Source organism: Pseudoroseicyclus tamaricis, from assembly GCF_012070395.1.
Lineage (GTDB): Bacteria > Pseudomonadota > Alphaproteobacteria > Rhodobacterales > Rhodobacteraceae > Pseudoroseicyclus_A > Pseudoroseicyclus_A tamaricis.
In genome coordinates this window covers 481,161-505,619 of the sequence record NZ_JAAFYS010000002.1, presented here as the reverse complement: position 1 = coordinate 505,619, position 24,459 = coordinate 481,161, and the positions used below count along the sequence as shown (strand labels likewise).

Here is a 24,459-nt window from a genome sequence, read left to right as displayed (position 1 = left end):
GAGTCTGTGACAGGCGAATGAACACGCGTTCAATCTTGCCCCACGAGATTTTCTGCTGGATTTCCCATCGAACGTCAGTAGGTTTCGCTGAGCTGACCCAGATATTGTACGCGGTTACAACAATATGACGGATACCGGACGCCCTCGCCCCCGAGCCACGGCAAACGACGTCGCCCAGGCGCTTGGCGTGAGTCGCGTCATGGTCAGCCGCGCCTTCAATCCCGAAGCGAGCGTGCGGGGCGAGTTGCGCCGTGACATCCTCGCCAAGGCAGCCGAGGTTGGCTACGCGCCCGACAAGACGGCCCGCGCCATGGCCACTGGACGCACCGATCTCGTCGCCCTCGTCGTCCCCACGCTCGCTCACCCCTGGGAGAGCCAGGAGGTCGACTTGATCTGCCAGTCGCTGCAGGAGATGGCGCTGACGCCGGTGATCTACCGCATCCCCAACCACATGGCCGATTACGCCAGTCTGATCCGCGTGCAGGATTACCGCCCGGCGCTGGTCATCGCCTTCATGGACAAGATCATGCCCGGCACGCTCCTGCCGCTCTTCGGCTCTTCGCCTGCGATCTATCCCTATTTCGGAGAGGAGCCGCCGGAGGCAGCAGGGCAGACGGTGGATTTTCTGAAGGTCGAACAGCACGAGGGCATCCGCCACGCCATCCGCCTCTTCCGCGCCGCCGGTCACCGCGAGGTGCTCTATGTGGGCGGCACCGATTACGCCAATTCCGATGTCGACCGCGATGCCGCCGTCCGGGCGGCAATCGGCGAAGAGGGCCTCGCCTTCGCCGGGCGGATTGAGGGGGACTTCGATTACGATACGGCGCGCAGTGCGGTGAACGGCTATCTCACCGCGGGTGGCAGCGCGACGGCCTTCTTCGCGGCCAACGACGTCTCCGCCTTCGGCACGCTCGACGCGCTGCGCTTCGACCAGGGCCGCCGGGTGCCGGAGGAGGCGGCGGTGATCGGCTTCGACAACGTCGCCCAGTCCAACTGGCGGGCCTACGATCTCACGACCGTATCCATCCCGCTCGGTACCCGCGTCGCCGCCATCACGCGCATGATCGGCGCGCGGCTGCGCAACCCCGCAATCCCCCAGCAGCGCGAGACGGTCACAGCCCGGCTCGTCGTCCGCTCCACTGCCTGAGGCCCATTCCCATGACCGGCGACCTGCACGTCATCTTCAAGACGCATCTCGATCTCGGCTTCACCGCCCAGGCTGCCGAGGTGCGGCGGCGTTACCACGAGTATTTCATCCCCATGGCGCTCGACACCGGCGAACATTTCGCGATGGAGAACGCGGCCGAGCCCGGCTTCGTCTGGACGACGGGCAGCTGGCTGATCTGGGATCACCTGCAGACCCAGTCGCCCCAGAAAGTGCGCCGTCTCGAGCGAGGCATCGAGGCCGGCATCATCGCCTGGCACGCGCTGCCCTTCACGCTGCATTCGGAGATCATGTCGCCGGCGCTCTTCGCCGAAGGCATCTCCATCGCCCGCGAGCTCGACGCGCGCTTCGGCCGCACCACCCGCGCCGCCAAGATGACCGACGTGCCGGGCCACACGCTCGGCATCGTGGAGGTGATGGCGGCGGAGGGGGTGGAGTTCCTGCATCTCGGCGTCAATTCCGCCTGCCCGGTGCCGCAGGTGCCGCCCGTCTTCCGCTGGCGCGCGCCCTCGGGGGCGGAGGTCGTGGTGATGTACCAAAGCTCCTACGGCTCGGTCATGGTGCCGGAGGGGATGGAGAGCGGCATCGCCTTTGCCCACACGATGGACAATGCCGGCCCGCAGGATGTCAGCCGTGTCGTCGAGAGCCGGCGGGACCTTGCCCGGCAGGTGCCGGACCTGCGCCTGCGCGCCTCCACCCTCGACGGCTTCTGGCAGGCGCTGAAGCCGCATGCGGCGAACCTGCCGGTCGTCACATCCGAGATCGGCGACACCTGGATCCACGGCGTCGGCTCCGCCCCCCGGCGCCTCTCGGGCTTCCTCGAGGCGCAACGCCATTTCGACGCGATGGAGGAGAGCCCGGCGCGCCATGCCTTCGGCCGCACCCTCCTGGAGATCGCCGAGCACACCTGGGGCGTCGATATCAAGACCTACCTGCGCGACGAGAGCGCCTGGGATCGCCCCGCCTTCGACGCCGCCCGCGCCAGTGACCCCCGCTTCGCCTTCTGCGAGGCCGCCTGGGCGGAGCAGGATGGGATACTGGATCGCGCCTGGGCCGCCTTGCCTGACAAGGAGCGTCCGGCCGCTCCCTTTATCGCGGCTCCGGCATGGGGGGACGGCCCGTTGCCGGAGCACGTCACCCTCGGCGACCTCACCCTGACGCTCAATCCCCAGACCGGGGGCCTGCTCCGTGTCGCGCGGGGCGACGCAACCCTGCTGGAGGCGGCGGATCTGGGTGGCCTCTTCACCTACAGCCAAGAGAGCTATACCGCCGCCGACTACGACGCGTACTTCGACAGCTATCTCACCCAGCGCTTCGACTGGGGCCTGCAGGACCACGGCAAGCCCGGTCTTGAGCATGCCGCAACCGCGCGGCGCGAGACCTTCCGGCCGTTCTCCCCGCGGGCGGCGCTTCAGGACGATCGCCTGGTCATCGAGATGGACATGCCCGCCGAGGCACGGGCCGATTTCGGCGCCCCTCAGCCGCTCTTCATCTATGGCGCAACGAAGGAGGGCCTCTGGCTCGAGCTGCACCTCAAGGGAAAGCACGCCAACCGCCAGCCAGAGGCCGGCTTCCTGACCGTCGCTCCGCGCGCCCGGCCCGCCAGCCTGCGCCTCACCAAGATGGGCCTCCAGATCGACCCCTCGGACGTGGTGGCAGACGGCAACAGGCAGCTCCACGCCATCACCGCCGCCTCCTTCGCCGGCCCGGCCGGCGGCGTTCACCTGGAGACGCTCGACGCTCCGCTCTTCCTCCCGGGCAGCCAGCCTTTCATTCCCCACGCCCGCACCCTTCCTGAGGGAGACGGCGGCCGCTTCGTGCTTTTCAACAACAAGTGGGGCACGAACTTCAGCATGTGGAGCGAGGGAGATCTGCGATTCCGGTTCAGGCTGTCTTTCGCGGCCCGCGGCGAGTGAACCGGAGGCTGCACGACCTGATCAGTGCCCGGCTCCTGCCCGCCGCTAGATGCAGTTGGATGCAGCACAAAAGGGCCGTCCGGAGCTACGTTTCGATGACGCAGTTAATAGAGGCAACACGAGAGTATGCCGTGTGCCGGCCGCTCCACTGTCGATACTCATTCTTTCACTGAGCTGAGCTGTGAAGGCATCGGTTAGCTTCTGGCCCAGTCCGGGATCCAGTCGCGCATCAGGATCAATTCCCGGCCGGTCATCCCAGACTGATACTTTCATTGCCTGATCTTTGATCGACAGGCGAAGGCCCAGCCAGCCGCTCGACCGTCCATGATAGGGGTATTTCAGGCTGTTCGTGACCAACTCTTTCACGATCAACCCGAGCGGCACGGCGATCCGCGTCGAGAGACGCACCTCCGGGAGGTCGAACTCGACCGCGATTGTGTCAGCTTGCGGGGAGGACGAGACGGCGTCTTCGACGAGCGCCGTCAGATAGGATTCGGCTGTTACTGTATCGATGGAACGGGTTTGCGTGAGCCTGCAATAGAGGCTGGCAATGGCGTCGATCCTGGCCCGCATCCGCGTAAATGCCGCCTTGCAGGCCGCGTCGCTCAGACTGCGCCCCTCAAACGCGATCATCAAGTTGCCGGTCCTTTGGTATATCTGCTCCACCTCCCTGCGCCGCACGGAATGGGTGCCATGCGCGCTCGGCTCTAGGCCAATGGAATTCAGACAGTCCGGAAAGAGGCCAGCAGACTGGCGCGTCGAGATGTGCACCCGCTCGTGGAACCGGCCCGGCCAGAGAGCTCCGATCCAACTATGATCGGGGCTCGGCGTCCTCGATCGAGTGTCAGACCCATTACCTCACCCTCCTCGAAAGTCCCGAGCTATGCGGGAATTTTTGCGGCATAGGGTGCCGTGCGCGGGTTAAGAAAGCCGGAAGGTCTGCCTGAATGATGGCAGTATAGTGGCGGAGAGACAGGGATTCGAACCCTGGGACCCCGTGAAGGGTCAACGGTTTTCGAGACCGCCCCGTTCGACCACTCCGGCACCTCTCCGTGATCGCGAGGGGGCGAATAAGGCCTCGGGGCCGCCGGTGCAAGTCCCTTTGGTGGGCGGGTTGCGGTCTATCGGAACCCCGGCTGCCTCGCTCCGACCAACCGCGCCGAACCCAGCTCTTGTACCAAGCCCCCCAACGCAGGACCGCCGCACGCCATCCCCCCAGATGCCGCCCATTGACGATCGCGAGAGGGGGGCGGGGGCAGGCTTGGCGGGGGGAGGGCGGGTTTCTATCCTCACGCCAAAGCACAAGGAGCCCGCCCATGCGCGCCATCGCCGTCCTCTCCCTCGCCGCCCTGCCGGTCGCCCTCCCTGCCGTCGCCGACGAGGCGGAGGTCCAGGCGCTGGTCGAGGCCATGAAGCTGCCCGGCATCATTGAGGTCATGCAGCAGGAGGGGACGGCCTACGGCGCCTCCGTCGGGGAGACGCTCTTCCCCGACATCGCCTCCGGGGTCTGGGCCGATGCCGTGGGCGACATCTATGACCTCGAGGACATGCAGCAGACCGCCGTCGCCAATCTCGCCGATGCGCTGGAAGGCGAGGACGTGGGCGCGATGCTCGGCTTCTTCACCTCCGAGCCCGGCGCAACCATCGCCGAGCTGGAGCGCTCCGCTCGCGAGGCGATGCTGGAGGAGGACGTCGAGCAGATGGCGCGCGAGGCCGCCGCCATCGCCATGGCCGACGAGACAGGGCGCCACCAGCAGCTGGAGCGCTTCGTCCAGGCCAACGACCTGATCGAGGGGAACGTGCAGGGCGGGTTGAACGGCTCGCTCAACTTCATGCTCGGCCTTGCCTCCGGCGGCGGCGTGCCGACGATGAGCGAGGGCGACATCCTCGCACAGGTCTGGAGCCAGGAGCCGGAAATCCGGCGGAGCACGCGGGACTGGACCTATTCCTTCCTGACGCTGGCCTACGAGCCGCTGGAGGACGGGGAGCTCGATGCCTACATCGCCTTCTCCGAGACGGAGCCCGGGCAGGCGCTGAACGACGCGCTCTTCTCGGCCTTCGACGCGATGTACAACGATCTCAACCGAGAGCTGGGGCAGGCGGCGGCGCGCTACGTCGTGGGGATGCAGCTCTAGACTGGGTGGTCGCAGCGCCGAGCCCGCCCGCCCCGGCCCGCCAGGGGCTGCGGGAGCTGGCGGATAGCCGGGGAGGGGGCATTGCCTCCGCCTCCGGCGCCCCGCCAGCATCTGCAGACGGAGGCCGGCCGGAGGGCAGGGGCCTCAGCTGCCGTTGGCCATGAAGGCGGCGATGAGGAGCGGGTAGTTGGAGCCGTAGATCTGGTCGTCGGCGCTGAGCGCGGCGAGGACGTAGGGCTGGCGGGCCGGCGGCACCCCCGCTGCGGCGTAGGCGGCGGAGAGCGTCGGGCCGCCGCCGGCATCGACTTCGGCCCAGAACGCCGGCGGGTCGGACTTCACGAGCCGCTCCACCTCGGCACGGCGGGCGGCATAGCCCGGGTCCTCCGCAGCGGCGCGGGCGGCGTAGAAGGGCCAGGTGACCGGGTTGTCGCGGGGGGCCGTTCCGGCGCAGGCGGCGAGGGCCGGCAGGAGCAGCAGGGGCAGGGCGGCGAGGCGCATGAGGTGTCCTTCGAAGGGCTTGACTTGAAGGCGATAGGCGCAGATAAGCCCGCATCTCGGCAAGCCTCTTGCCGTGGGCGACCCGCGCATGCGCGGGGCTCCGCCACCCAGACCAACGAATGCCCGGATCAAGGGCGCGCTGCCCGAGGCGGCCCGGTGGGGCCGAAAACGGCGAAGGCGGGAGAGACCCGCCCGAGCGGCCACAGGGCGCGGAGCAAGAAGGAAAGACGCATGTTTGCGGTTCTTCGGACCGGCGGCAAGCAGTACAAAGTCGCCTCCGGCGATGTCCTGCGGGTCGAGAAGCTGGCGGCTGACGCCGGCGATACGGTTCAGTTCAACGATATCCTCGTCATGGGCGGCACCGTCGGTGCCCCGCTCGTCGATGGCGCCGCCGTGCAGGCGGAAGTGATCGACCAGATCAAGGGCGAGAAGGTCATCAACTTCGTGCGCCGCCGGCGCAAGCATTCGTCCAAGCGGACGAAGGGCCACCGCCAGCAGCTGACGCTGGTGCGCGTGACCGAGCTGGTGGAATCCGGCGCCGATGCGACGGGCGTGAAGGCCGCCATCGGCGCGGGCTCCGTCTCCGCCTCCGCGACCTCCGAGCCGGCCCCCAAGAAGGCCGCGCCGAAGAAGGCCGCCGCGCCGAAGGCCGACACCTCCAAGGCCGCGAAGGCCGAGGGGAACGACGATCTCACCAAGCTCTCCGGTGTCGGCAAGGTGCTGGCCCAGAAGCTGCAGGACGCCGGCGTGACGAGCTTTGCCCAGATCGCCGCCTGGACCGACGCCGACGTGGCCGAAATCGACGAGAAGCTCGATTTCAAGGGCCGCATCGAGCGTGAGGGCTGGGTTGAACAGGCCAAAGATCTGGCCGGCAAGTAAGAGGGAGCAAGACTCATGGCTCACAAGAAAGCAGGCGGTTCCAGCCGCAACGGTCGCGACTCTGCCGGCCGCCGTCTCGGCGTGAAGAAGTTCGGGGGCGAGATCGTCATCCCCGGCAACATCATCATGCGCCAGCGCGGCACGAAGATGTGGCCCGGCGAGAACGTCGGCATGGGCAAGGATCACACGATCTTCGCCAAGGCCGAGGGCCGCGTGACCTTCCACAAGGGTCTGAAGGGCCGCACCTTCATTTCCGTGCTCCCGGTGGCGGAAGCCGCGGAGTAAGCCGGCCCCGACCGGAGTGAAAAAGGAGGGGACCGGTGGAGGAGCCGGTCCCCTCTTCGCGTTTTGTCACGCGGATTTTTCAGGGGGATGTCGCGTTTCCCTAAGGTTCATCCTGTATGGGGCGGCCTGGCCGCCGAGGAGGAAGAGATGACCACCGCGCAACAGACCGCCCAGCCCGTGATCGAGGCCGAGCGGTTCATCCTGCGCCCGTTGCGCCGGTCCGATGCCGGGCTCATCGCGCTCTATGCCGGCGACAGGCGCCTCGCGCGCGCCACGCCGAACATCCCGCATCCCTATCCGCCCGGCGCCGCCGAGGCCTTCATTCAGCGCGCCAGCGCCCCGGATCGGGTTGAGGACGTCTGGGCGATGGATGCCTCCCCGGCCGGCGGCAGCGAGTTCCTCGGGATCGTCGTGCTGACGCCGCTGGAGCGCAACCAGAGCCAAGTGCGCTACTGGGTGGCGCCTGCATTCTGGAACACGGGTCTGGCGACGGAGGCGCTGCGCGCCCTCATCGCCGCCAATCCGCACGGCGCGGCGCAGCTCTTCGCCGAGGTCTTCCAGGACAATCCCGGCTCCGCCCGGGTGCTGACGAACAGCGGCTTCGAGTATCTCGGCGATGCCGAGGCGTATTGCGTCGCCCGCGGCTCCGCCGTGCCGACATGGACCTACGCGCTCAAACTGCCGCAATGACCGGCGCGCCGGAGCTGAGGACGGCGCAGGCGCTTCTGCGCCCGCTCCGCCCCGGCGACGCGCCGGACATCGCCGAGGGCATTGCCGAGTGGCGGGTCATGCGATGGCTCTCCGCCCCGCCATGGCCCTATGGGCTGGCGGATGCCGAGTGGTTTGTCACCGAGGGCGCCGATTCACAGACCTTCGGCATCGAGGTGGAGGGCCGCGTCGTCGGCGTCATCGGCGCGGGCGCTGAATTCGGCTACTGGCTGGCGCCGCCGCTCTGGGGGCAAGGGATCATGTCGGAGGTCGCCGCGGCCGTGCTCGCGTGGCGCTTCGGGACGGATCCGTCGCCGCTCGACTCCGGCTACTTCCTCGGCAACGGCCCCTCCCGCGCCGTGCTGACGAAGCACGGCTTCGTCCCCACCCGCATCGTGGCGCGCTACCATCGTCCCTCCGCGCAGGCGCTGGCCCTGCAGGAGATGGTGCTGACCCGCGAGGCGTGGGAGGCGCGCTGATGGACGCCCCCGTCCGCATCGGCACACCGCGCCTCACCCTCCGCGAGCGGCGGGAGGAGGACTTCCCCGCCTTCCTCGCCATGGTCTCCAACCGCGAGGTGATCGAATACTGCGCCGTCTGGCCCCACCCGATGGACGAGGCCATCGCGCGCAGCCGCTTCCGGCCCTTCGATCCGGAGCGCGGCCAGCGGGTTGCCGTCGTGCGGGACGGCCGGTTCATCGGGCAGGTGACGCTGGCGGCAGGCTGGCTCGGCCTGATCATCGACCGGCCGCACTGGGGGCAGGGCATCGCGGGGGAGGCCTGCCGCGCCTTCCTCACACACGTCTTCCGCGCCCGGCCGGAGCTGGGGGAGATCCACGCCGGCCATATCCACGCCGGCCATTTCGAGGCGAACCGCGCATCGGGCCACCTCCTTGCCTCTCTCGGCTTCGTCGAGACGGGCCGGACGATACAGGACTCCCTCTTCCACGGCGAGGCGCTCCCGGGCGTCGAGCTGACCCTCACGCGCGCCGGGTGGGAGCGGATGCCATGGAGCCGCTGACCTACCGCCCGCTCTCTCCGGAGGATGCCGACGCGCTCCACGCCCTCGTCTCCGACTGGCAGGTCGTGCGCCAGCTCGGCGGCTGGCCCTGGCCGCCGTCGCGCCCCTTCACCGAAGGGCGTGCCAAGCCCTTCAAGGGCGACGGCTTCGTCTGGGGCGTCTTCCGCGGCGCGGAGCTGCTCGGCTCCGTCGGCGTCGTCTCCGGCGACATCGGCTACATGTACCGGCTGGACCTCGCGGGGCAGGGCATCGCCACCGCCGCCGCCACCTACGCGCTGACCATCGCCTTCGGGCAGGGGCGCGCGGAGATCACCGGCTCGGCCTGGGTGGACAACCCGGCCTCGGCGCGCGTGCTCCTCAAGCTCGGCTTCACCGAGGAAGCGATGCAGCTCGATTACTCCAAGGCCCGCCGCCGCATCGTCGCCATCCGCCGCTTCCGTCTCACCCGCGCCGATTGGGAGAGCCGCTTGAGCCGGGGCGCCGCCTGAGGTAATGCCTCCGCTTCAGGGCGGGACATGAACTTATGAAATTCCTCGATCTGGCACGCGTGACGATCCGCTCCGGCGCGGGCGGCAACGGCTGCACGTCGTTCCGCCGCGAGAAGTATGTCGAGTTCGGCGGCCCCAACGGCGGTGACGGCGGGCGCGGCGGCGATGTCTGGGCCGAGGCGGTGGAGGGGCTGAACACCCTCATCGATTTCCGCTACCAGCAGCACTTCTTCGCCAAGAACGGCCGCGCCGGGCAGGGCAGCCAGCGCACCGGCGCCGATGGCGACGACATCACCCTGCGCGTCCCGGCGGGCACCGAGATCCTCGCCGAAGATGGCGAGACGCTGATCGCCGACCTGACGGAGGCGGGACAGCGCGTCCTCCTCGCCAAGGGCGGCAATGGCGGCTGGGGGAACCTGCGCTTCAAGACGGCCACCAACCAGGCCCCCCGTAAGGCCAACCCCGGCCAGGAAGGGGTGGAGCGCGAGATCTGGCTGCGCCTGAAGCTGATCGCCGATGTCGGCCTCCTCGGCCTGCCCAATGCCGGCAAGAGCACCTTCCTCGCCGCGACGTCCAATGCCCGCCCGAAGATCGCCGATTACCCCTTCACGACGCTGGTCCCCAACCTAGGTGTCGTAGGCGTGGATGGAGCCGAATTCGTCGTCGCCGACATCCCGGGGTTGATCGAGGGCGCCAGCGAGGGCAGGGGACTCGGTGATACCTTCCTCGGCCATGTCGAGCGCTGCGCGGTGCTGCTCCACCTCGTCGATGGCGCGGCGCTGGACCCGCTGGCCGATTACCACACCATCATCGGCGAGCTGGAGGTCTATGGCGGCGCCCTCGCCGAGAAGCCCCGCACCACCGTCATCAACAAGACGGACGCCATCCCTGACGACCACCTCGAAGAGCTGGTCGAGGCGCTGCGGCAGGAGGCCGGCGGCCCCGTCCACGCCATGTCCGGCGTCACCGGCGACGGGGTGACGGGCGTGCTGCGGGCGCTGCGCCGCGAGATCCGCAAAGGCCGGAAGGCGGAGGCGCCCGAGGGCGAGGAGGAGGGGCCGTGGGAGCCCTGAGCGAGGCGCGCCGCGTCGTCGTCAAGATCGGCTCGGCCCTCCTCGTCGACCGCCAGACGGGGAGCCTGCGCTCCGACTGGCTCCATGCCCTCGCCGCCGATGTCGCCCGCCTGCGCGCCCGGGGCCAGCAGGTGGTGCTCGTCTCCTCCGGGTCCATCGCGCTGGGGCGCGGCGCTCTCCGCCTTCCCCCCGGCGCCCTGCCGCTGGAGCAGGCACAGGCCGCCGCCGCCGTCGGCCAGATCCGCCTCGCCCGCGCCTATGAGGAGGCGCTGGCCCCCCACGGCCTGACCACCGGGCAGGTGCTGGTGACGCTGGAGGATTCGGCCGACCGCCGGCGCTACCTCAACTCCCGCGCGACGATGGAGACTTTGCTCGCCCTCGGCGTGACCCCCATCGTCAACGAGAACGACACGATCGCCACCGACGAGATCCGCTACGGCGACAATGACCGCCTCGCCGCACAGGTGGCCGTCACCATCGGCGCCGACCTCCTGGTGCTGCTCTCCGATGTCGACGGCCTCTACACCGCAAATCCGGGGCTGGAACCGGAGGCCCGCCGGCTCGACGTGGTGGAGGAGATCACGCCCGAGATCGAGGCCATGGCCGGCGAGGGCATCTCCGGCGTCTCCAAGGGCGGGATGCGCACCAAGGTGATGGCGGCGCGGCTCGCGGTGGAGGGCGGCTGCACCATGGCGATCACCTTAGGTTCGCCGCTCAACCCGTTGGCGGCGCTGGAAAACGGTGCCCCCGCGACGTGGTTCACTGCGCAGCGCAGCCCGCAGCTCGCCCGCAAGATGTGGATCGCGGCAATGAAGCCGAAGGGCGAGCTGGTGGTGGATGCCGGCGCGGAGACGGCGCTCGCCAACGGCAAGTCGCTGCTCCCTGCCGGGGTGACGAAGGTGACGGGCCGCTTCGGCCGCGGCGAGCCGGTGACCATCCACTCCGCCGCCGGCCGCCAGCTCGGCCTCGGCCTGATCCGCTACACCTCGGACGAGGCCCGCCAGATCCAGGGCCGCCGCTCGGCGGAGATCGAGGCGATCCTCGGCTACAAGGGCCGCGCCGCCCTGATCCACCGCGACGACATGGTGCTGTGAGCGGGGCCTCCCGCCTCGCCGCCCTCCTCCGCCTCTGGCAGCTCGGCCCGCTCACTCCCGTCGCCGAGACCCGCTCCTCCCGCATCTACCGCTGCGACAGCCCGCAGGGACCCGCGGCCCTCAAGCTCCTCACCGAGGCGGGCGCCGAGGAGCGCCGCGGCGCCACCGCCCTCCGCCACTGGCAGGGCCACGCCGCCGCCCGCCTCTACGCGGAGGCCCCGGGCGCCATGCTCCTCGAGTGGCTCCCCGGCCCGCCCCTCGGCGACCGCGTCCGCACCCACGGCGACGCCGGCACCTTCCCCGCCCTCGCCGCCCTGATCCATCGCCTCCACCACGCCCCCTCGTCTTTGGTCCCCGAAAATCCTCGGGAGGGCGCCGCAGGCGCGGGGGGCAGACAGCCCCCCTCCGACGCCGCCACCCTCGCGCCCCTCCTGCCGCTGCAGGACATGTTCGCCCCGCTCCTCACGAGCCAGGCCGCCCACCTCGCGCGCCCCCGCGCCATCGCCCGCCGCCTCCTCTCCGCCCCTCGCCCCCCGGTGGTGCTGCATGGCGACCTCCACCATGACAACATCATCGAGACGCCGGAGGGCTGGCGGGCCATCGACCCCAAGGGCCTGATCGGCGATCCCGGCTTCGAGGCGGCCAACCTCTTCCGCAACCCCGTGGGACGGCGTGACCTCGCGCTCGCCCCGGCCCGGATCGAGGCGCTCGCCCGGGCCCTCGCGCCGGAGGAGCCGGGCCGCCCCATCGCCTGGGCTATCGCGCTCTGCGGCATCAGCCAGATCTGGAACGCCGGCACGCCCCATGACGACGGGATCGACGCCGAGATGGCCTCGGCCCTCGCGGCCGTACTCGCCGATGTTCCCAAAGGGCAGGAATGGGCGTAAACCGCTCCCCGACAGGAGACGAAGCCCATGAAAGACCTCACCGATATCCCCGCCGTCATGGACGAGATCGGCCGCAATGCGCGCGCCGCCGCCGCCGAGCTGGCCTTCGCGGCGGAGGACCGCAAGGTCGCCGCGCTGCAGAGCGCCGCCTATGCCCTCTGGGAGCGGCGGCAGGAGATCATCGACGCCAATTGCGAGGACCTCGTCTACGGCGAGGAGAAGGGCCTCTCGCCGGCGATGATGGACCGGCTGATGCTCGATGAGCGGCGCATCCAGGGGATGGTCGATGGGCTTCGTGCCATCGCCGAGCAGCGGGACCCGGTGGGGCAGGTGATCGCGGAATGGGACATGCCTTCGGGTATCCACATCCGCCGCGTGCGCACGCCGCTCGGCGTCGTTGGCGTCATCTACGAGAGCCGTCCGAACGTCACCGCCGATGCCGGCGCGCTCTGCCTCAAGGCCGGCAACGCGGCGATCCTGCGTGGCGGGTCGGAGAGCTTCAACTCATCCACGGCGATCCACCAGTGCCTGACCACCGGCCTGAAGCAGGCCGGCCTGCCGGAGTCGGCGATCCAGCTCGTCCCCGTGCGCGACCGCGAGGCGGTGTCGGAGATGCTGAAGGCCACGCAATATATCGACGTGATCGTCCCCCGAGGCGGCAAGGGACTCGTCGGCCTCGTCCAGCGCGAGGCTCGGGTGCCGGTCTTCGCGCATCTGGAGGGGATCTGTCACACCTATGTCGGCGCCACGGCCGATCCGGCCATGGCGCTGGAGGTCGTGCTCAACGCCAAGACCCGGCGGACGGGCATCTGCGGGGCGCTCGAATGCCTGCTGATCGACTGGCGCTTCTACACGCAGCACGGGCCGATCCTGATCGAGGCGCTGATGAAGGCGGGGGTCGAGGTGCGGGCCGATGGCGACCTCGCCAAGGTGCCGGGCACCGTCAAGGCCAGCCCGGAGGACTTCGGCAAGGAGTTCCTCGACATGATCTGCGCGGCGAAGCTGGTGGACGGGGTGGACGAGGCGATCGACCACATCCGCACCTACGGCTCCAACCACACCGACGCGATCATCACCGAGGATGACCAGGCCGCCGCGCATTTCTTCCAGCGGCTCGATTCGGCGATCCTGATGCGCAACGCCTCCACCCAGTTCGCCGATGGCGGCGAGTTCGGCATGGGGGCGGAGATCGGCATCGCGACGGGCAAGATGCATGCCCGCGGCCCGGTGGGCGCCGAGCAGCTGACCAGCTTCAAGTACCTCGTCGATGGCAAGGGCGCCGTCCGCCGCTAAGAAGACGAATTCCGCGCGGAATTCGTGCACGGAAATCGCACGATTTCCGTCCCCCGGCGGCGGCGCAGAGCATCGGCCTCAACCGAGGCGCGCCGCTCCCGCCGGGCGCCGATTTCCATATGGAAATCGAAGGCGGAAACCATATGGTTTCCGCTCCCCGTGGCGGCCGGTCAGCGCCGGCGGCGCCCGGTGCGGGCGCGGCGCTGCGGGGCGTCCTCTCCCGATCCGTCGGAGGCGGAGGAGAAGCCGCCGAGCGCCTCGACCACCTCTTCCAGCGCCGGGCGCGGGCCGGGCTCGCGCGTCTCCAGCGCCTCGCGCATGGCGCGCAGGTGCTCGGGCATCGTGCCGCAGCAGCCGCCGATGATCGTCGCCCCCGCGCTGCGGGCGAGAAGCGCGTATTCGGCCATCAGGGCCGGCGTGCCGTCGTAATGGATGTGTCCGTCGACGTATTTCGGGATGCCGGCATTGCCCTTGGCGATCAGCGGCCGCTCCGGCCCCGCGGCCGAGAAGGCCAGCGTGGTGCGGATGAGATCGGACGCGCCGACGCCGCAATTGGCGCCGAAGGCGACCGGCGGGTTCGGCAGCTTCATGATCAGCTTCACCAGCTCCGCCGCCGTCAGGCCCATCATCGTGCGACCCGCGGTGTCGAAGCTCATCGTGCCGCACCAGGGCATGTCTGCCAGCGCGAAGGCCTCGGCGGCAGCCTTGAATTCCTCGGCGGCGGAGATCGTCTCCACCCAGAGCACGTCGGCGCCGCCCTCCTTCAGCCCCTCGGCTTGCTCGTGGAACATCTCGACGGCGGAGGCCTTCGTCAGCGCCCCCATCGGCTCCATGATCTCCCCCGTCGGCCCGACGGAGCCGGCGACGACGACGGGCCGCCCGGCCTTGTCGGCCGCCTCGCGACCGATCTCGGCTGCCATGCGGTTGAGCTCCCGCGCCCGGTCCTGGGCGCCATGCAGCTTCAGCCGCGCTGCGTTGCCGCCGAAGGAGTTGGTGAGGAAGATGTCCGACCCGGCCTCGATGGCGCCTAGATAGAGCGCCGAAATACGCTCCGGATGCGCTTCGTTCCAGAGCTCAGGGGCTTCGCCAGCTTCGAGCCCCATGTTGAAGAGGTTGGTGCCCGTCGCGCCGTCGGCCAGAAGCCAGTCGCGGCGGGAGAGGAGGGTCGAGAGGAGGTCTGCCATGGAAAGGTCTCCCGCGAGGTCAGGGGATTTTCGCCCAGCGAATGGCATGCGCCGGCCGGAACTTCAAACGGAAAGGGCGCCGGCAACGGATCGGGCCGCCAGATGGCGTGCGCGGCGGCGGCTAGGCCGAAGAGGAGGGCAGGGCGCGAGGGCGCCGCGGCGTAGCGTGGCGTCCAGTCCGGTCCGAAGGCACCCTTGAACTGCACGAGCCCGCTGACGCCGAGCGCCCGGTTGAGATCGAAGCGTAGCAGGCGCAGCTCGCGCGAGGGGGCGTTGGCGAGGCTGAGGTGGTGGATCCCGGCGAGCCGCGCCTCCTCGATGGCGGTGGCGAGGACGGTCTGCATCGTGCCCGCCGGCGCCTCCGGCAGCCAGCGCATCAGCTCCAGCGACCAGCTGCCCGGCGCGGCGTGGAAGGTGGCAAAGCCGACCAGCCGGCCGCCCGAATGGGCGAGGATCACCACCTGCCGCGCCGCGAAGGCCGGCGCGTAGCGCCCGGTGGAGAAGCCGCGCTCCCGCCCCGATTTCAGCGCCCAGGCGCGGGCGACGGCGCCCATCTCGGCGAAGGGCGGCGCGTAGGAGGCGAGCTCCGCCACCACGCCGGCATTGCGGGCGCCGCGCAGCTTGCGCCGCAGCTGGCGGCAGGCGGGGCGATCGAGGCGCCACTCCTGCGGGTCCAGCGAGGCGCGGGTGGAGAGGGGGGTGACGACCCAGCCGGCGCGGCGGGCGGCGGCGGCGGTGCGGGCGTCTATGTCATAGGCGAGGGCGCGGCGGCCGAGATGGCGGGCAAGCTGCTGCAGGCCGGCGAAATCCGCCGTCCCCAGCGGGGCGCCGAGCGCGGCGAGCGTGCCCGGTGCGTGCCGCAAATGCCAGCCCCGCGTGCCGCAGCGGGCCAGCGCCAGCGCGCCACCCTGGTAGGCGAGGCCCCAGCCGGCCTCCGGCGGGGCGGCCATGGCGGCGAGGCGCGAGTCGGGTTTCGTCAGCGTCAGCTCCGGCGCGCGGGCCGGGGCAGGGCGGCGCAGGAGGAGCAGGGCGGCGCCGAGGGCCGGCACGCCCTGACAGGCGATGCGGGTGGCGAGGACGGCAGCCAGAAGCTCCGCCTCCGGCACGCCGGGCAGCAGCGCCAGCAGCACCAGCTCGAAGGCGCCGAGGCCGCCGGGGCTCTGGCTGAGAAGGCCGACGCCCATCGCCGTCATCACCGCCAGCACCAGCGACACGGGCGCCACGCCCGGCGGCAGGAAGAGCCAGAGGGCCCCGGCAAAGGCGGCGACATCCAGCGCCGTCCAGAGCAGCAGGGCGGAGAGGTCGGCGCCGCGCAGGCGCCGGTGGGGCACCGGGCCGGGCAGGATCGGGCCGAGGCGGGCGAGGGCGAGCGTCAGCAGCAGGGGCAGCGCCACGGCGCCGGCCCAGCCGACGCCCATCCCCAGCCGGGCCAGCCCGGTCAGCGCCGTCAGCGCGGCGAGGAAGGCCAGCGACAGGGCGACGGAGAGCTTGGAGATCGTCCAGATGCCGCATTCGGGCAGGCAGCGCATCCGAACGGCGCCGCCGGTGAGGGCGCCGAGCCCCAGCGCCTGCCCGATGGCGACGGCGAGCATCCCTGTCCGCCGCGCGCGCGGGCGCGCGACGCCGGTGGCGAGGATCGCGTGGAGCCGCCCCTCCATCCTCCCCATGGACCAGAGTCCGACAAGGCCGAGGAGCATCGCCGCCACCCAGACTCCGCCGCCATGGCCGGCGAGGCTGGCGTTCAGCTCGGCGAGGCTGAGTCCGGCCAGCTCGCTGCGCAAGAGCCAGCCGCAGCCGACAAGCGCCAGCAGCGGCAGCACGAGGCTGCGCAGGCGAAAGCGGAGCGCCCCGGACTCGCCACCCCGGACGGTCTGGAACTGATCAAGACGTTGATGTTGCGACACGCGGCCCACTCCCCCGGTTGCTGGCCGCGCGGGACTAGGGGAGGGGGTTGAACGGAGTGTTAAGCCGCCAATTGTGCGCAATCTCGCGGCGGCGGCTCCGCGCGGACATGACGGCGGATCGCCCACGAAAAAGGCCGGGCGCGGGCCCGGCCTGTCTGGCGCTGGTCTGGTGGCTGCGGCGGGCGGCCCCGCGGCGGCGTCAGCTCTCCTTGAGGAGAGATTCCTTCGCCTGCACCGTGCATTCGGCCATCTTGGTGCGGATGGTCGCCTCGTCGGCCTTGTCGCCGAGGTCGCCACTCACCTTGCGGAAGACATCCTCGCTGCCGGCCTCCTCGAAATCGGAGCGCACGACCTCGGAGGCGTAGGCATCGGCCTCGGCGCCCTCCTTGCCCAAGAGCCCGGCGGCCCAGAGGCCCAGGAGCTTGTTGGCGCGCGCCTCGGCCCGGAATTTCATCTCGGCGTCGTGGGCGAATTTGGCCTCGAACGCATTCTCACGGTCGTCGAAGGTGCTCATCTTTCTTCCCTCATCAGGCGCCGGTCTGCCCTTCATATGCCCGCCACGTCTCTTGCCCGCAAGGGGGGCTTGGCGTATGAGCCGAGCCAAGAGGCCGGCCCCTTCCCGGGGCCCGGGCGATGGCCGCACATCTCCCACCGGCGCCGCCGGGGCTGCATTTCGGATTGGAGAGACCATGGCACGCCGCAAGAAGGTCTACGAAGGCAAGGCGAAGATCCTGTACGAAGGCCCGGAGCCGGGCACGCTCGTGCAGTATTTCAAGGATGATGCCACCGCCGGCAACGGCGCCAAGAAGGACGTGATCGACGGCAAGGGCGTGCTGAACAATCGCCTGAGCGAGTTCTTCATGACCGGCCTGCAGAGCATCGGCATCCCGACGCACTTCATCCGCCGCCTGAACATGCGCGAGCAGCTGATCCGCCACGTGGAGATCATCCCCCTCGAGGTGATCGTGCGCAACTTCGCCGCCGGTTCCATGGCCAAGCGGCTGGGGATGGAGGAGGGCACCGTGCTGCCCCGCCCGATCGTCGAGTTCTCCTACAAGAACGACGAGCTGGGCGACCCGCTGGTGCCGGAGGAATACATCATCGCCTTCGGCTGGGCGACGCAGCAGGACCTCGACGACATCGTCTCCCTCGCGCTGCGCGTGAACGACTTCTTGTCCGGCGTCATGCACGGCGTCGGCATCAAGCTCGTCGACTTCAAGATCGAGGTCGGCCGCATCTGGGAGAACGATTATCCCCGCCTTGTCGTCGCCGACGAGATCTCGCCCGACAGCTGCCGGCTGTGGGATGTCGAGACGGGCACCAAGCTCGACAAGGATGTCTTCCGCCGCGACCTCGGCTCGCTGAGCGACGCCTACACGGAGGTGGCCCGCCGGCTCGGCGTGCTGCCCTCCAACGTCACCCACCGGCCGAAGCCGACGCTGATCAACTAGGAAGGCGGGCGGGGCGCCGTTTGCCCCGCCTCCCGTCGCCCCGCCGCCCGAGACCTGCAGGACCGATCCCATGAAAGCCATCGTCACCGTCATGCTCAAGGACGGCGTCCTCGACCCCCAGGGTGAGGCCGTCCGCCACGCGCTCGGCTCCCTCGGCTTTGCCGGCGTCGAGGGCGTGCGGCAGGGCAAGGTGATCGAGCTCGACCTCGCCGAGACGGACGAGGCGAAGGCCCGGGCGGAGGCGGAGGCCATGTGCCAGCGCCTCCTCGCCAACACGGTGATCGAGAGCTACCGCGTCGAGCTGGCCTGAGCCGGCCCCCGCGCCTCCCCCCGGCTGCAAACCCGCCCGTCCCGCGCCGCGGAGAGCCGGAAATCGCACGATTTCCGTGCACGAATTCCGCGCGGAATTCGGCACCCGGCTGCCCCCGGCGCGCGTGACTTGACCGGCGGCGCCTTTGGTGGTCTTGGCTGCCGCAAACTCCGGAGGTGCCCGCCAGATGAAAGCCGCCGTCCTCGTCTTTCCCGGCTCCAACTGCGACCGTGATCTTGCCGTGGCGCTCACCCGCGCCGGGGCCGATGTCACAATGGTCTGGCACAAGGAGCCCGAGCTGCCGCCCGGGCTGGATCTCGTGGCGGTGCCCGGTGGCTTCTCCTTCGGCGATTACCTGCGCTGCGGCGCCATCGCCGCCCGCTCCCCCGTCACCTCCGCCGTCATCGCCCATGCCGAGCGGGGCGGATACGTCCTCGGCGTCTGCAACGGTTTCCAGGTGCTGACGGAGACGGGGCTGCTCCCCGGCACGCTGATGCGCAACGCTGGCCTCAAGTTCATCTCCCGCCCCGAGCCGCTGCGCGTGGCAACGGTGGAGAGCGCCTTCACCCGCGGCTATGCCGCCGGCCAGCGCATCGAGATCCCCATCGCCCACCATGACGGCAACTACTTCGCCGGGCCGGAGACGCTGGCCGAGCTGCGGGGCGAGGACCGGATCGCCTTCACCTACGAGCGCAATCCCAACGGCAGCCAGGAGGGCATCGCCGGCATCCTCTCCGCCAACCGCCGGGTGCTCGGCCTCATGCCGCATCCCGAGCGGGCGGCCGATGCGGGGCATGGGGGCGAGGACGGTGCGCCGCTTTTCGCCGGTCTCGTGGGGGCGCTCCAGGCGGCGTGACCGCCCCCGACTTGCCGGGGGGGCGTCGCCCCTTTAGTTTCGGTCCATGCGCCGCTGGCCCAAACTCCTGCGTCACCCGCGCCTGTGGATGCAGGTGCTGCTCCTCGCCTTCACGGTGACGGTGATCGCCGTCCTCTGGCTGACCAACAGCCTGCTGACGGAGCGCTTCACCGAAACCACGCGAAACCGGGCCGAGGTGCGCGCCGCGCTCTATGCCGGCTCGCTCGTCTCCGAGCTGCAGCGCAACTCCATCGTCCCTCAGCTCCTCGCCCGGGACCCGGAGCTGATCGCGGCGCTCAACACGGGCGACTACACGCTCTCCTCCCAACGCCTGCTCTCCTACCTCGAGGAAAGCGGCGCCGCCGGGCTGACGCTCTTCGACAGCGAAGGGCGCGTCGTCGCGGCCACCAACCGCGAGCGGCTGGGGGAGACGCACCGCAACGCGCCGCTCTTCGTCGATGCCATCCGCAACAACGTCACCATGTTCAGTCTGGAGGAGACGGAGAGCGGCGCCTTCCGCTTCGTCTATTCCCGGCGGATCGATCAGGGCGGCACCCTCCTCGGCGTCATCGCGGTGGAGGCGAACCTCTCCACGCTGGAGCGCAGCTGGGTGGGCACGCAGGATGCCGTGATCGTGCTCGACAGCGAGGAGCGGATCATCCTCTCCACCGAGCCGCGCTGGCGGGGGCTGGAGGAGGGGGCGGCGCTGGCCACCCAATCCGTCCCCTCCGCCATCGAGCGGGCGCTGCGCCTGACACAGGACTGGACGGTGCTGCCCCCCGACGCCTACGTCGGCGGCGAGGCGGTGCTGCGCCGCGAGCTGCGCGTGCCCTTCCAGGGCTGGCGGCTCGTTACGTTCACCACCTATGCCTCCGTCCGGGAGCGGGTGAACGGCGTCTTGGCGCTGGAGATCATGGGCTTCGCCATCCTTCTGGCCGGCGGCTTCTGGGTCTCCTCGCGCAAGAGCATGAGCCGCATGGTCTTCTTCCAGCGAGAGAGCGCCGAGCTGCGCGAGCTCAATCGCCGCCTGCAGCGCGAGATGGCCGAGCGGCAGCGGGCGGAGGAGAACCTGCAGGTCGCCGAGCAGACACTCGCGCAAAGCTCCAAGCTCGCCGTCCTGGGGGAGATGAGCGCCTCCGTCTCCCACGAGCTCAACCAGCCGCTCGCCGCGATGAAGACCTACCTCGCGGGCGCACGCCTGCTGCTGGAGCGCAAGCGACCCGAGGAGGCGCTCGCCTCCTTCCACCGCATCGACGACCTCATCGACCGGATGGGCGCCATCACCCGCCAGCTCAAGAGCTATGCCCGCAAGGGCGCCGACGCCTTCGCGCCCATGGATGTCCGCGCCGCCGTCTCCTCTGCTCTCGCGATGATGGAGCCGCAGCTCAAGAACAAGAAGGTCAAGATTACCAGGACCTTGCCGTCCACTCCTGTCATGGTGACGGGGGACCGGCTGCGTCTCGAACAGGTGATCGTCAATCTCTTGCGCAATGCCATCGACGCCACGAAGGAGGTGCGCGAGCCGTCCATCGACATCACCCTCGCGGCGGGGGACTCGATCCGCCTGACGGTGCGCGACAATGGCCACGGCATCGAGAACATGGAGGCATTGTTCGAGCCCTTCTACACGACCAAGCAGCCGGGTGATGGCGTCGGCCTCGGCCTCGCCATCTCCTCCGGCATCGTCTCCGAACTCGGCGGGCGGCTGACCGCCCGCAACTCGCCTCTGGGCGGCGCAGTCTTCGAAGTCGAGCTTCCGTCGGGGGAGCGTCGGGTTGAGGCGGCGGAATAGGCACTATCTTGAGGCATAAGAGCAGGCACCCGGTAATCGGGGCAGACCCCCGGGAGGACCATCCATGACCAAAGCGATGAAGATCGCGATCGTCGATGACGAGAAAGACATGCGCCAGTCGATCGGGCAGTGGCTGGCGCTGTCGGGCTTCGATACCGAGACCTTCGGCTCCGCCGAGGACGCGCTGAAAGGCCTCACCGCCGATTACCCCGGCATCGTGGTGACTGACGTGCGCATGCCCGGCATGGACGGGATGACCTTCCTGCGCCGCCTGCGCACAGTCGACCCGGCGCTGCCGGTCATCATGATCACCGGCCATGGCGACGTGCCCATGGCGGTGGAGGCGATGCGCATCGGCGCCTTCGACTTCCTCGAAAAGCCCTTCAATCCCGACCGGATGACCGAGCTGGCCAAGAAGGCCGCCCAGGCCCGCCGTGTCTCTCTCGACGCCCGGGCGCTGCGGCGCGAGCTCTCTGACGGCTCGGCGCTGATGAGCAAGCTCATCGGCTCCTCCCCGGCGATGGAGCGGCTGCGCGAGGATATCCTCGATCTCGGACAGGCCGACGGCCACGTGCTGATCGAGGGGGAGACGGGCACGGGAAAGACGCTGGTCGCCCACGCCCTCCACGCCGTCGGCCCGCGCGCCTCCAAGCCCTTCGTGATCCTGCCCTGCGCCGCCTTCGACGACGAGACGATCGCCCGCCGCCTCTTCGGCCCGCCGGAGGAGAACGGCCCCCTCCCGGCCCTGGAAGAGGCGCGCGGCGGCACGCTGGTGCTGGAGGGGATCGAGTCGCTCTCCTCGGCCGTGCAGGCCCGGCTCCTCACCGCGCTCAACGATCTGGGGGAGCCGGCGCAGACGCGGCTGACGGCCATCTGCAACCTCGCCGACGAGGGCAAGACCTGCGAGACGGTGATCCGCTCCGATCTCTTCTACCGCCTCGCGGCCCTGCGTATCACCGTTCCGCCGCTTCGCCAGCGGGGCGAGGACATCCTGACGATCTTCACCCAGAAGTCCGAGCAGTTCGCAGATGAGTACGGCTGCCCCACGCCCGAGCTCGCGGCACAGGAGGCCGCCCAGCTCCTCCAGGCGCCGTGGCCCGGAAACGTGCGCCAGCTGATCAACGTCGCCGAGCGCGCCGTCCTTCAGGCCCGCCGCGGCACCGGCTCCATCGCCTCGCTCTTGATGAGCGACGGGGAGGAGGCGCAGCCGGCCATGACGACGGAAGGCAAGCCGCTCAAGGAGTTCGTCGAGGCCTTCGAGCGCATGCTGATCGACAACACGATGCGCCGCCACAAGGGCTCCATCGCCGCCGTCATGGACGAGCTCTGCCTGCCGCGCCGCACGCTCAACGAGAAGATGGCCAAGTACGGCCTCAGCCGCGGCGACTACCTCGGCTGACGCACCCCTCGCTTTTCTGCAAGTATCCCGGGGGGAGGCGCAGCCGGGGGGCAGCGCCCCCCTCCGCCCTCTCCCCCCGCAGACTGGACGTCGCCCCTCTCCCGCGACACTCTCCCGTGCGGAGGGAGGGGCCGCATGCGCATCATCAGTCTCAACGCCTGGGGCGGCCAGTGCTGGCCCTCGCTCTCCGCCTGGCTGCGGGAGGCCGGCGCCGACATCCTGCTCCTGCAGGAGGTCACCCGCGCGCCGCAGCCCTCGCCGGCATGGCTCTCATACCGCGATGCCTTCCGCAGCCTCGATCAGCGGGCGGACCTCTTCGCCGATGTCAGCCGGCGGCTGCCGGGCCACCAGGCGATCTTCTCGCCCGCCGCCCGCGGCACCCTGCAGGATGAGAGCGGCCGGGACGTCGCCTCGGAGCACGGCATCGCCGCCTGGATCGCGCCGCACCTGGCGGTGACGGCGATCGCGAGCGGCTTTGTCCACGGTAGCTACCGCGCCGACGGCTGGGGCGAGGAGCCGGTGCCGCGCACCGCGCAGGCATTCCGCATCGAGGGGGCAGGGGCTTCGCTGATCGTCTCCCACCTCCACGGCCTCCGCGACCCGGCCGGGAAGGGCGACACCCCGGCCCGGCGGGCGCAGGCGGAGGCGATGGTGGCTCTGCTGCAAGGCCTCGCCCGGCCGGAGGAGCCGATGGTGCTGGCGGGGGACCTGAACCTGCTGCCAGGCAGCGAGAGCTTCGGCATCTTCGCCCGGCTTGGCCTGACCGACCTCGTCACCGGGCGGGGCCATAGCGACACCCGCACGAGCCTCTACCCCAAGCCGCAGCGCTATGCCGACTACTGTCTCGTCACACCAGACGTGCCAGTGGCCGCCTTCGACGTGCCGGCGCGGCCGGAGGTCTCTGACCACCGGCCGCTGGTGCTGGAGGTCACCGGGGGATCGTGAAGACGACGAACTGGCTGAACTGGGTCGCCGGGTTGAAGTTGTCGTCTGACGCGATGAGGAAGGCCGGCTCGCCGTCGATCTCGGGCAGGAAGGTCAGCGACTCGATGTTGTCGATATCGAGCCCGCCGAAATCGCCCTCGCCGATCTCGAACCAGAGGCTCTTGGAGACGGGCGTGGCCCCCTCGATGCCGCCCGCCGCCACATCCGTCGCGCCCTCGATATCGGCAAGGTAGACGCGGATATGGTTGCCGGCGCCGGAGGCGAAGGAGCGCTCGACGACGAAGAGCTGATTGTCAGGCCCGAAGGCGATGGCGGAGACGCCGTTGTCGTTCCAGCTCTCCTCGCCCGTCGGCGGCTCGTAGATCGCCTCGACGGGGTAGAGATACTCCTCCGCCGGCTCCAGCGTCGCCGCGTCGATCATCAGGATTCTCGAGAGCGTGCCGGCCTCCAGCGTGGCGATGGGGCCGTCCTGCTGCAGGGCGCTTTCGGTCGCGGCGATCAGCCACTGACCGTCGGGGGAGAGGGTCAGCCCCTCGAAGCCGAGGTTGCCGTAGATGCCCGTGACCTCGCCCGGAAGGTAGCCGTCAGGCAGCGTCACCTTCTCGGTGCCCGTGCCGTCCGCCGCGGCGACGTAGATGGCGGGCACACCCTCGGCATCCCGCTCGGACGACCAGAAAAGCCGGCCGCTTACGTCGTCGAACGCGATCCCCTCCGGATCGGCGCCCTTCTCGCCGAAGGCCGCGCCCGTCTCGTCGCTCAGCTCGTGGGTGGCGACGATGTCGAGCGTCAGGATACCTTCCGCCGCCTCCAGCGCCAGCTCGTAGAAGCGCGCCGGGCCATTCTCGATCCGGTCGTCCGAGATGGCGAGGATGTGGCCGGTCTCGGGGTTCACCGTCAGGTCGGAGATGCCGCCGAAGGTGACGCCGCCCATCGACAGACCGGAGGGGAGGGTGATCTGCCCGTAGAACTCGGGCTGGGGCAGGTCCTGCGCCGCGGCAGGCGCAGCGAGAAGCGCGAGCGTGGCGGGAAGGCAGAGGGCAAGGCGGGACGTCATGGTGGCAGCTCCTGATTGACTGCGCCTCTGGTATCCTTTGCGCCGTCACGGGTGCATGTCGCCCAGGTGACGGGCAGATGACACGGCGATGGCGCCCTGAGGGCGCGCCGAGCGATTGCCCA

25 protein-coding genes and 1 tRNA gene are annotated in these 24,459 nt (G+C 69.9%); 19 read left to right on the top strand and 7 right to left on the bottom strand.

Annotated elements, in window-relative coordinates; all coding sequences use genetic code 11:
* Positions 1 to 187 precede the first annotated feature (187 nt).
* Together GY170_RS08845 and GY170_RS08840 are read left to right on the top strand one after the other, a co-directional pair.
* Positions 188 to 1,147, top strand: coding sequence for a LacI family DNA-binding transcriptional regulator (locus GY170_RS08845; protein WP_163892321.1), 960 nt, complete (start codon positions 188 to 190; stop codon positions 1,145 to 1,147).
* Between the two features lie 11 nt (positions 1,148 to 1,158).
* Positions 1,159 to 3,081, top strand: a complete 1,923-nt coding sequence (locus GY170_RS08840) for a DUF5054 domain-containing protein (RefSeq protein WP_163892318.1) — start codon at positions 1,159 to 1,161, stop codon at positions 3,079 to 3,081.
* 45 nt (positions 3,082 to 3,126) lie between these two features.
* Here the strand turns inward: GY170_RS08840 and GY170_RS08835 are convergent, their stop codons facing one another.
* Positions 3,127 to 3,714 carry a sensor histidine kinase gene (locus tag GY170_RS08835; RefSeq protein ID WP_235924130.1) on the bottom strand — a complete coding sequence of 196 codons (588 nt, stop codon included), beginning with the start codon at positions 3,712 to 3,714 and terminating at the stop codon, positions 3,127 to 3,129.
* Positions 3,715 to 4,043: 329 nt separating this feature from the next.
* Positions 4,044 to 4,133: transfer RNA gene (locus tag GY170_RS08830), tRNA-Ser, on the bottom strand.
* Positions 4,134 to 4,397: 264 nt separating this feature from the next.
* Here GY170_RS08830 and GY170_RS08825 point away from each other — a divergent pair.
* Positions 4,398 to 5,216, top strand: a complete 819-nt coding sequence (locus GY170_RS08825) for a DUF2059 domain-containing protein (protein ID WP_163892311.1) — start codon at positions 4,398 to 4,400, stop codon at positions 5,214 to 5,216.
* Positions 5,217 to 5,360: 144 nt separating this feature from the next.
* On the opposite strand, the gene GY170_RS08820 is transcribed toward GY170_RS08825, so the two are convergent.
* Complete coding sequence (locus GY170_RS08820) at positions 5,361 to 5,714, bottom strand: hypothetical protein (RefSeq protein ID WP_163892309.1); 354 nt, start codon at positions 5,712 to 5,714, stop codon at positions 5,361 to 5,363.
* A gap of 231 nt (positions 5,715 to 5,945) precedes the next feature.
* Here GY170_RS08820 and GY170_RS08815 point away from each other — a divergent pair, with 231 nt between their 5' ends.
* The 10 genes from GY170_RS08815 (at position 5,946) to GY170_RS08770 (ending at position 13,442) form a co-directional block, all read left to right on the top strand.
* A complete protein-coding gene (locus GY170_RS08815; protein WP_163892306.1) occupies positions 5,946 to 6,593 on the top strand; it encodes a 50S ribosomal protein L21 in 648 nt (215 codons plus the stop codon).
* A 15-nt stretch (positions 6,594 to 6,608) separates the two neighbouring features.
* Positions 6,609 to 6,878 carry a 50S ribosomal protein L27 gene (gene rpmA / locus GY170_RS08810; protein ID WP_163892303.1) on the top strand — a complete coding sequence of 90 codons (270 nt, stop codon included), beginning with the start codon at positions 6,609 to 6,611 and terminating at the stop codon, positions 6,876 to 6,878.
* Between the two features lie 147 nt (positions 6,879 to 7,025).
* Positions 7,026 to 7,568 carry a GNAT family N-acetyltransferase gene (locus GY170_RS08805; protein WP_163892301.1) on the top strand — a complete coding sequence of 181 codons (543 nt, stop codon included), beginning with the start codon at positions 7,026 to 7,028 and terminating at the stop codon, positions 7,566 to 7,568.
* Complete coding sequence (locus GY170_RS08800) at positions 7,565 to 8,065, top strand: GNAT family N-acetyltransferase (protein ID WP_163892299.1); 501 nt, start codon at positions 7,565 to 7,567, stop codon at positions 8,063 to 8,065. Before GY170_RS08805 ends, GY170_RS08800 begins: the two co-directional genes overlap by 4 nt.
* Positions 8,065 to 8,607 (top strand): GNAT family N-acetyltransferase, encoded by a 543-nt coding sequence (locus GY170_RS08795; protein ID WP_163892298.1) that lies wholly within the window; start codon positions 8,065 to 8,067, stop codon positions 8,605 to 8,607. The genes GY170_RS08800 and GY170_RS08795 overlap by 1 nt, the downstream gene beginning before the upstream one ends.
* Positions 8,595 to 9,095 carry a GNAT family N-acetyltransferase gene (locus GY170_RS08790; RefSeq protein ID WP_163892295.1) on the top strand — a complete coding sequence of 167 codons (501 nt, stop codon included), beginning with the start codon at positions 8,595 to 8,597 and terminating at the stop codon, positions 9,093 to 9,095. Before GY170_RS08795 ends, GY170_RS08790 begins: the two co-directional genes overlap by 13 nt.
* Positions 9,096 to 9,130: 35 nt before the next feature.
* Positions 9,131 to 10,168 (top strand): GTPase ObgE, encoded by a 1,038-nt coding sequence (obgE, locus tag GY170_RS08785; RefSeq protein ID WP_163892293.1) that lies wholly within the window; start codon positions 9,131 to 9,133, stop codon positions 10,166 to 10,168.
* Entirely contained in the window at positions 10,156 to 11,262 is a 1,107-nt protein-coding gene (gene proB, locus GY170_RS08780) for a glutamate 5-kinase (RefSeq protein WP_163892292.1), read from the top strand. The genes obgE and proB overlap by 13 nt, the downstream gene beginning before the upstream one ends.
* A complete protein-coding gene (locus GY170_RS08775) occupies positions 11,259 to 12,149 on the top strand; it encodes an aminoglycoside phosphotransferase family protein (RefSeq protein WP_163892290.1) in 891 nt (296 codons plus the stop codon). The genes proB and GY170_RS08775 overlap by 4 nt, the downstream gene beginning before the upstream one ends.
* 27 nt (positions 12,150 to 12,176) lie before the next feature.
* Positions 12,177 to 13,442 carry a glutamate-5-semialdehyde dehydrogenase gene (locus GY170_RS08770; protein WP_163892288.1) on the top strand — a complete coding sequence of 422 codons (1,266 nt, stop codon included), beginning with the start codon at positions 12,177 to 12,179 and terminating at the stop codon, positions 13,440 to 13,442.
* A gap of 170 nt (positions 13,443 to 13,612) precedes the next feature.
* Here GY170_RS08770 and bmt read toward each other — a convergent pair whose 3' ends face one another.
* From bmt to GY170_RS08760, 3 genes are all read right to left on the bottom strand, one after another.
* Positions 13,613 to 14,581 (bottom strand): betaine--homocysteine S-methyltransferase, encoded by a 969-nt coding sequence (gene bmt, locus GY170_RS08765; protein WP_235924129.1) that lies wholly within the window; start codon positions 14,579 to 14,581, stop codon positions 13,613 to 13,615.
* Entirely contained in the window at positions 14,470 to 16,530 is a 2,061-nt protein-coding gene (locus tag GY170_RS18470; protein WP_163892284.1) for a phosphatidylglycerol lysyltransferase domain-containing protein, read from the bottom strand. Before GY170_RS18470 ends, bmt begins: the two co-directional genes overlap by 112 nt.
* Positions 16,531 to 16,729: 199 nt before the next feature.
* Entirely contained in the window at positions 16,730 to 17,044 is a 315-nt protein-coding gene (locus GY170_RS08760; RefSeq protein WP_163892281.1) for a DUF1476 domain-containing protein, read from the bottom strand.
* A gap of 175 nt (positions 17,045 to 17,219) precedes the next feature.
* On the opposite strand from GY170_RS08760, the gene purC reads away from it, so the two are divergent.
* From purC to GY170_RS08730, 6 genes are all read left to right on the top strand, one after another.
* Positions 17,220 to 17,981, top strand: a complete 762-nt coding sequence (purC, locus tag GY170_RS08755; protein ID WP_163892278.1) for a phosphoribosylaminoimidazolesuccinocarboxamide synthase — start codon at positions 17,220 to 17,222, stop codon at positions 17,979 to 17,981.
* Between the two features lie 70 nt (positions 17,982 to 18,051).
* Positions 18,052 to 18,291 (top strand): phosphoribosylformylglycinamidine synthase subunit PurS, encoded by a 240-nt coding sequence (purS, locus tag GY170_RS08750; protein ID WP_163892274.1) that lies wholly within the window; start codon positions 18,052 to 18,054, stop codon positions 18,289 to 18,291.
* 187 nt (positions 18,292 to 18,478) lie between these two features.
* On the top strand, positions 18,479 to 19,147 hold the full coding sequence (gene purQ / locus GY170_RS08745; RefSeq protein ID WP_163892271.1) for a phosphoribosylformylglycinamidine synthase subunit PurQ: 669 nt from the start codon (positions 18,479 to 18,481) through the stop codon (positions 19,145 to 19,147).
* Between the two features lie 46 nt (positions 19,148 to 19,193).
* Positions 19,194 to 20,939: a sensor histidine kinase gene (locus tag GY170_RS08740; protein ID WP_394351488.1), complete on the top strand. Its 1,746-nt coding sequence runs from the start codon at positions 19,194 to 19,196 to the stop codon at positions 20,937 to 20,939.
* A 64-nt stretch (positions 20,940 to 21,003) separates the two neighbouring features.
* On the top strand, positions 21,004 to 22,338 hold the full coding sequence (locus GY170_RS08735; RefSeq protein WP_163892269.1) for a sigma-54-dependent transcriptional regulator: 1,335 nt from the start codon (positions 21,004 to 21,006) through the stop codon (positions 22,336 to 22,338).
* A 135-nt stretch (positions 22,339 to 22,473) separates the two neighbouring features.
* Positions 22,474 to 23,283, top strand: coding sequence for an endonuclease/exonuclease/phosphatase family protein (locus GY170_RS08730; protein WP_163892266.1), 810 nt, complete (start codon positions 22,474 to 22,476; stop codon positions 23,281 to 23,283).
* Here the strand turns inward: GY170_RS08730 and GY170_RS08725 are convergent.
* On the bottom strand, positions 23,267 to 24,337 hold the full coding sequence (locus GY170_RS08725) for an esterase-like activity of phytase family protein (protein WP_163892264.1): 1,071 nt from the start codon (positions 24,335 to 24,337) through the stop codon (positions 23,267 to 23,269). The genes GY170_RS08730 and GY170_RS08725 overlap by 17 nt on opposite strands.
* Positions 24,338 to 24,459: the final 122 nt, after the last annotated feature.

Bases quoted from the DNA above. Each gene is read 5' to 3' on its own strand.
- GY170_RS08840 (WP_163892318.1), top strand. From the start codon at position 1,159: ATGACCGGCGACCTGCACGTCATCTTCAAGACGCATCTCGATCTCGGC.
- GY170_RS08835 (WP_235924130.1), bottom strand. From the start codon at position 3,714: ATGATCGCGTTTGAGGGGCGCAGTCTGAGCGACGCGGCCTGCAAGGCG.
- GY170_RS08825 (WP_163892311.1), top strand. From the start codon at position 4,398: ATGCGCGCCATCGCCGTCCTCTCCCTCGCCGCCCTGCCGGTCGCCCTC.
- GY170_RS08820 (WP_163892309.1), bottom strand. From the start codon at position 5,714: ATGCGCCTCGCCGCCCTGCCCCTGCTGCTCCTGCCGGCCCTCGCCGCC.
- GY170_RS08815 (WP_163892306.1), top strand. From the start codon at position 5,946: ATGTTTGCGGTTCTTCGGACCGGCGGCAAGCAGTACAAAGTCGCCTCC.
- rpmA (WP_163892303.1), top strand. From the start codon at position 6,609: ATGGCTCACAAGAAAGCAGGCGGTTCCAGCCGCAACGGTCGCGACTCT.
- GY170_RS08805 (WP_163892301.1), top strand. From the start codon at position 7,026: ATGACCACCGCGCAACAGACCGCCCAGCCCGTGATCGAGGCCGAGCGG.
- GY170_RS08800 (WP_163892299.1), top strand. From the start codon at position 7,565: ATGACCGGCGCGCCGGAGCTGAGGACGGCGCAGGCGCTTCTGCGCCCG.
- GY170_RS08795 (WP_163892298.1), top strand. From the start codon at position 8,065: ATGGACGCCCCCGTCCGCATCGGCACACCGCGCCTCACCCTCCGCGAG.
- GY170_RS08790 (WP_163892295.1), top strand. From the start codon at position 8,595: ATGGAGCCGCTGACCTACCGCCCGCTCTCTCCGGAGGATGCCGACGCG.
- obgE (WP_163892293.1), top strand. From the start codon at position 9,131: ATGAAATTCCTCGATCTGGCACGCGTGACGATCCGCTCCGGCGCGGGC.
- GY170_RS08770 (WP_163892288.1), top strand. From the start codon at position 12,177: ATGAAAGACCTCACCGATATCCCCGCCGTCATGGACGAGATCGGCCGC.
- GY170_RS08760 (WP_163892281.1), bottom strand. From the start codon at position 17,044: ATGAGCACCTTCGACGACCGTGAGAATGCGTTCGAGGCCAAATTCGCC.
- purC (WP_163892278.1), top strand. From the start codon at position 17,220: ATGGCACGCCGCAAGAAGGTCTACGAAGGCAAGGCGAAGATCCTGTAC.
- purS (WP_163892274.1), top strand. From the start codon at position 18,052: ATGAAAGCCATCGTCACCGTCATGCTCAAGGACGGCGTCCTCGACCCC.
- purQ (WP_163892271.1), top strand. From the start codon at position 18,479: ATGAAAGCCGCCGTCCTCGTCTTTCCCGGCTCCAACTGCGACCGTGAT.
- GY170_RS08740 (WP_394351488.1), top strand. From the start codon at position 19,194: ATGCGCCGCTGGCCCAAACTCCTGCGTCACCCGCGCCTGTGGATGCAG.
- GY170_RS08735 (WP_163892269.1), top strand. From the start codon at position 21,004: ATGACCAAAGCGATGAAGATCGCGATCGTCGATGACGAGAAAGACATG.
- GY170_RS08730 (WP_163892266.1), top strand. From the start codon at position 22,474: ATGCGCATCATCAGTCTCAACGCCTGGGGCGGCCAGTGCTGGCCCTCG.
- GY170_RS08725 (WP_163892264.1), bottom strand. From the start codon at position 24,337: ATGACGTCCCGCCTTGCCCTCTGCCTTCCCGCCACGCTCGCGCTTCTC.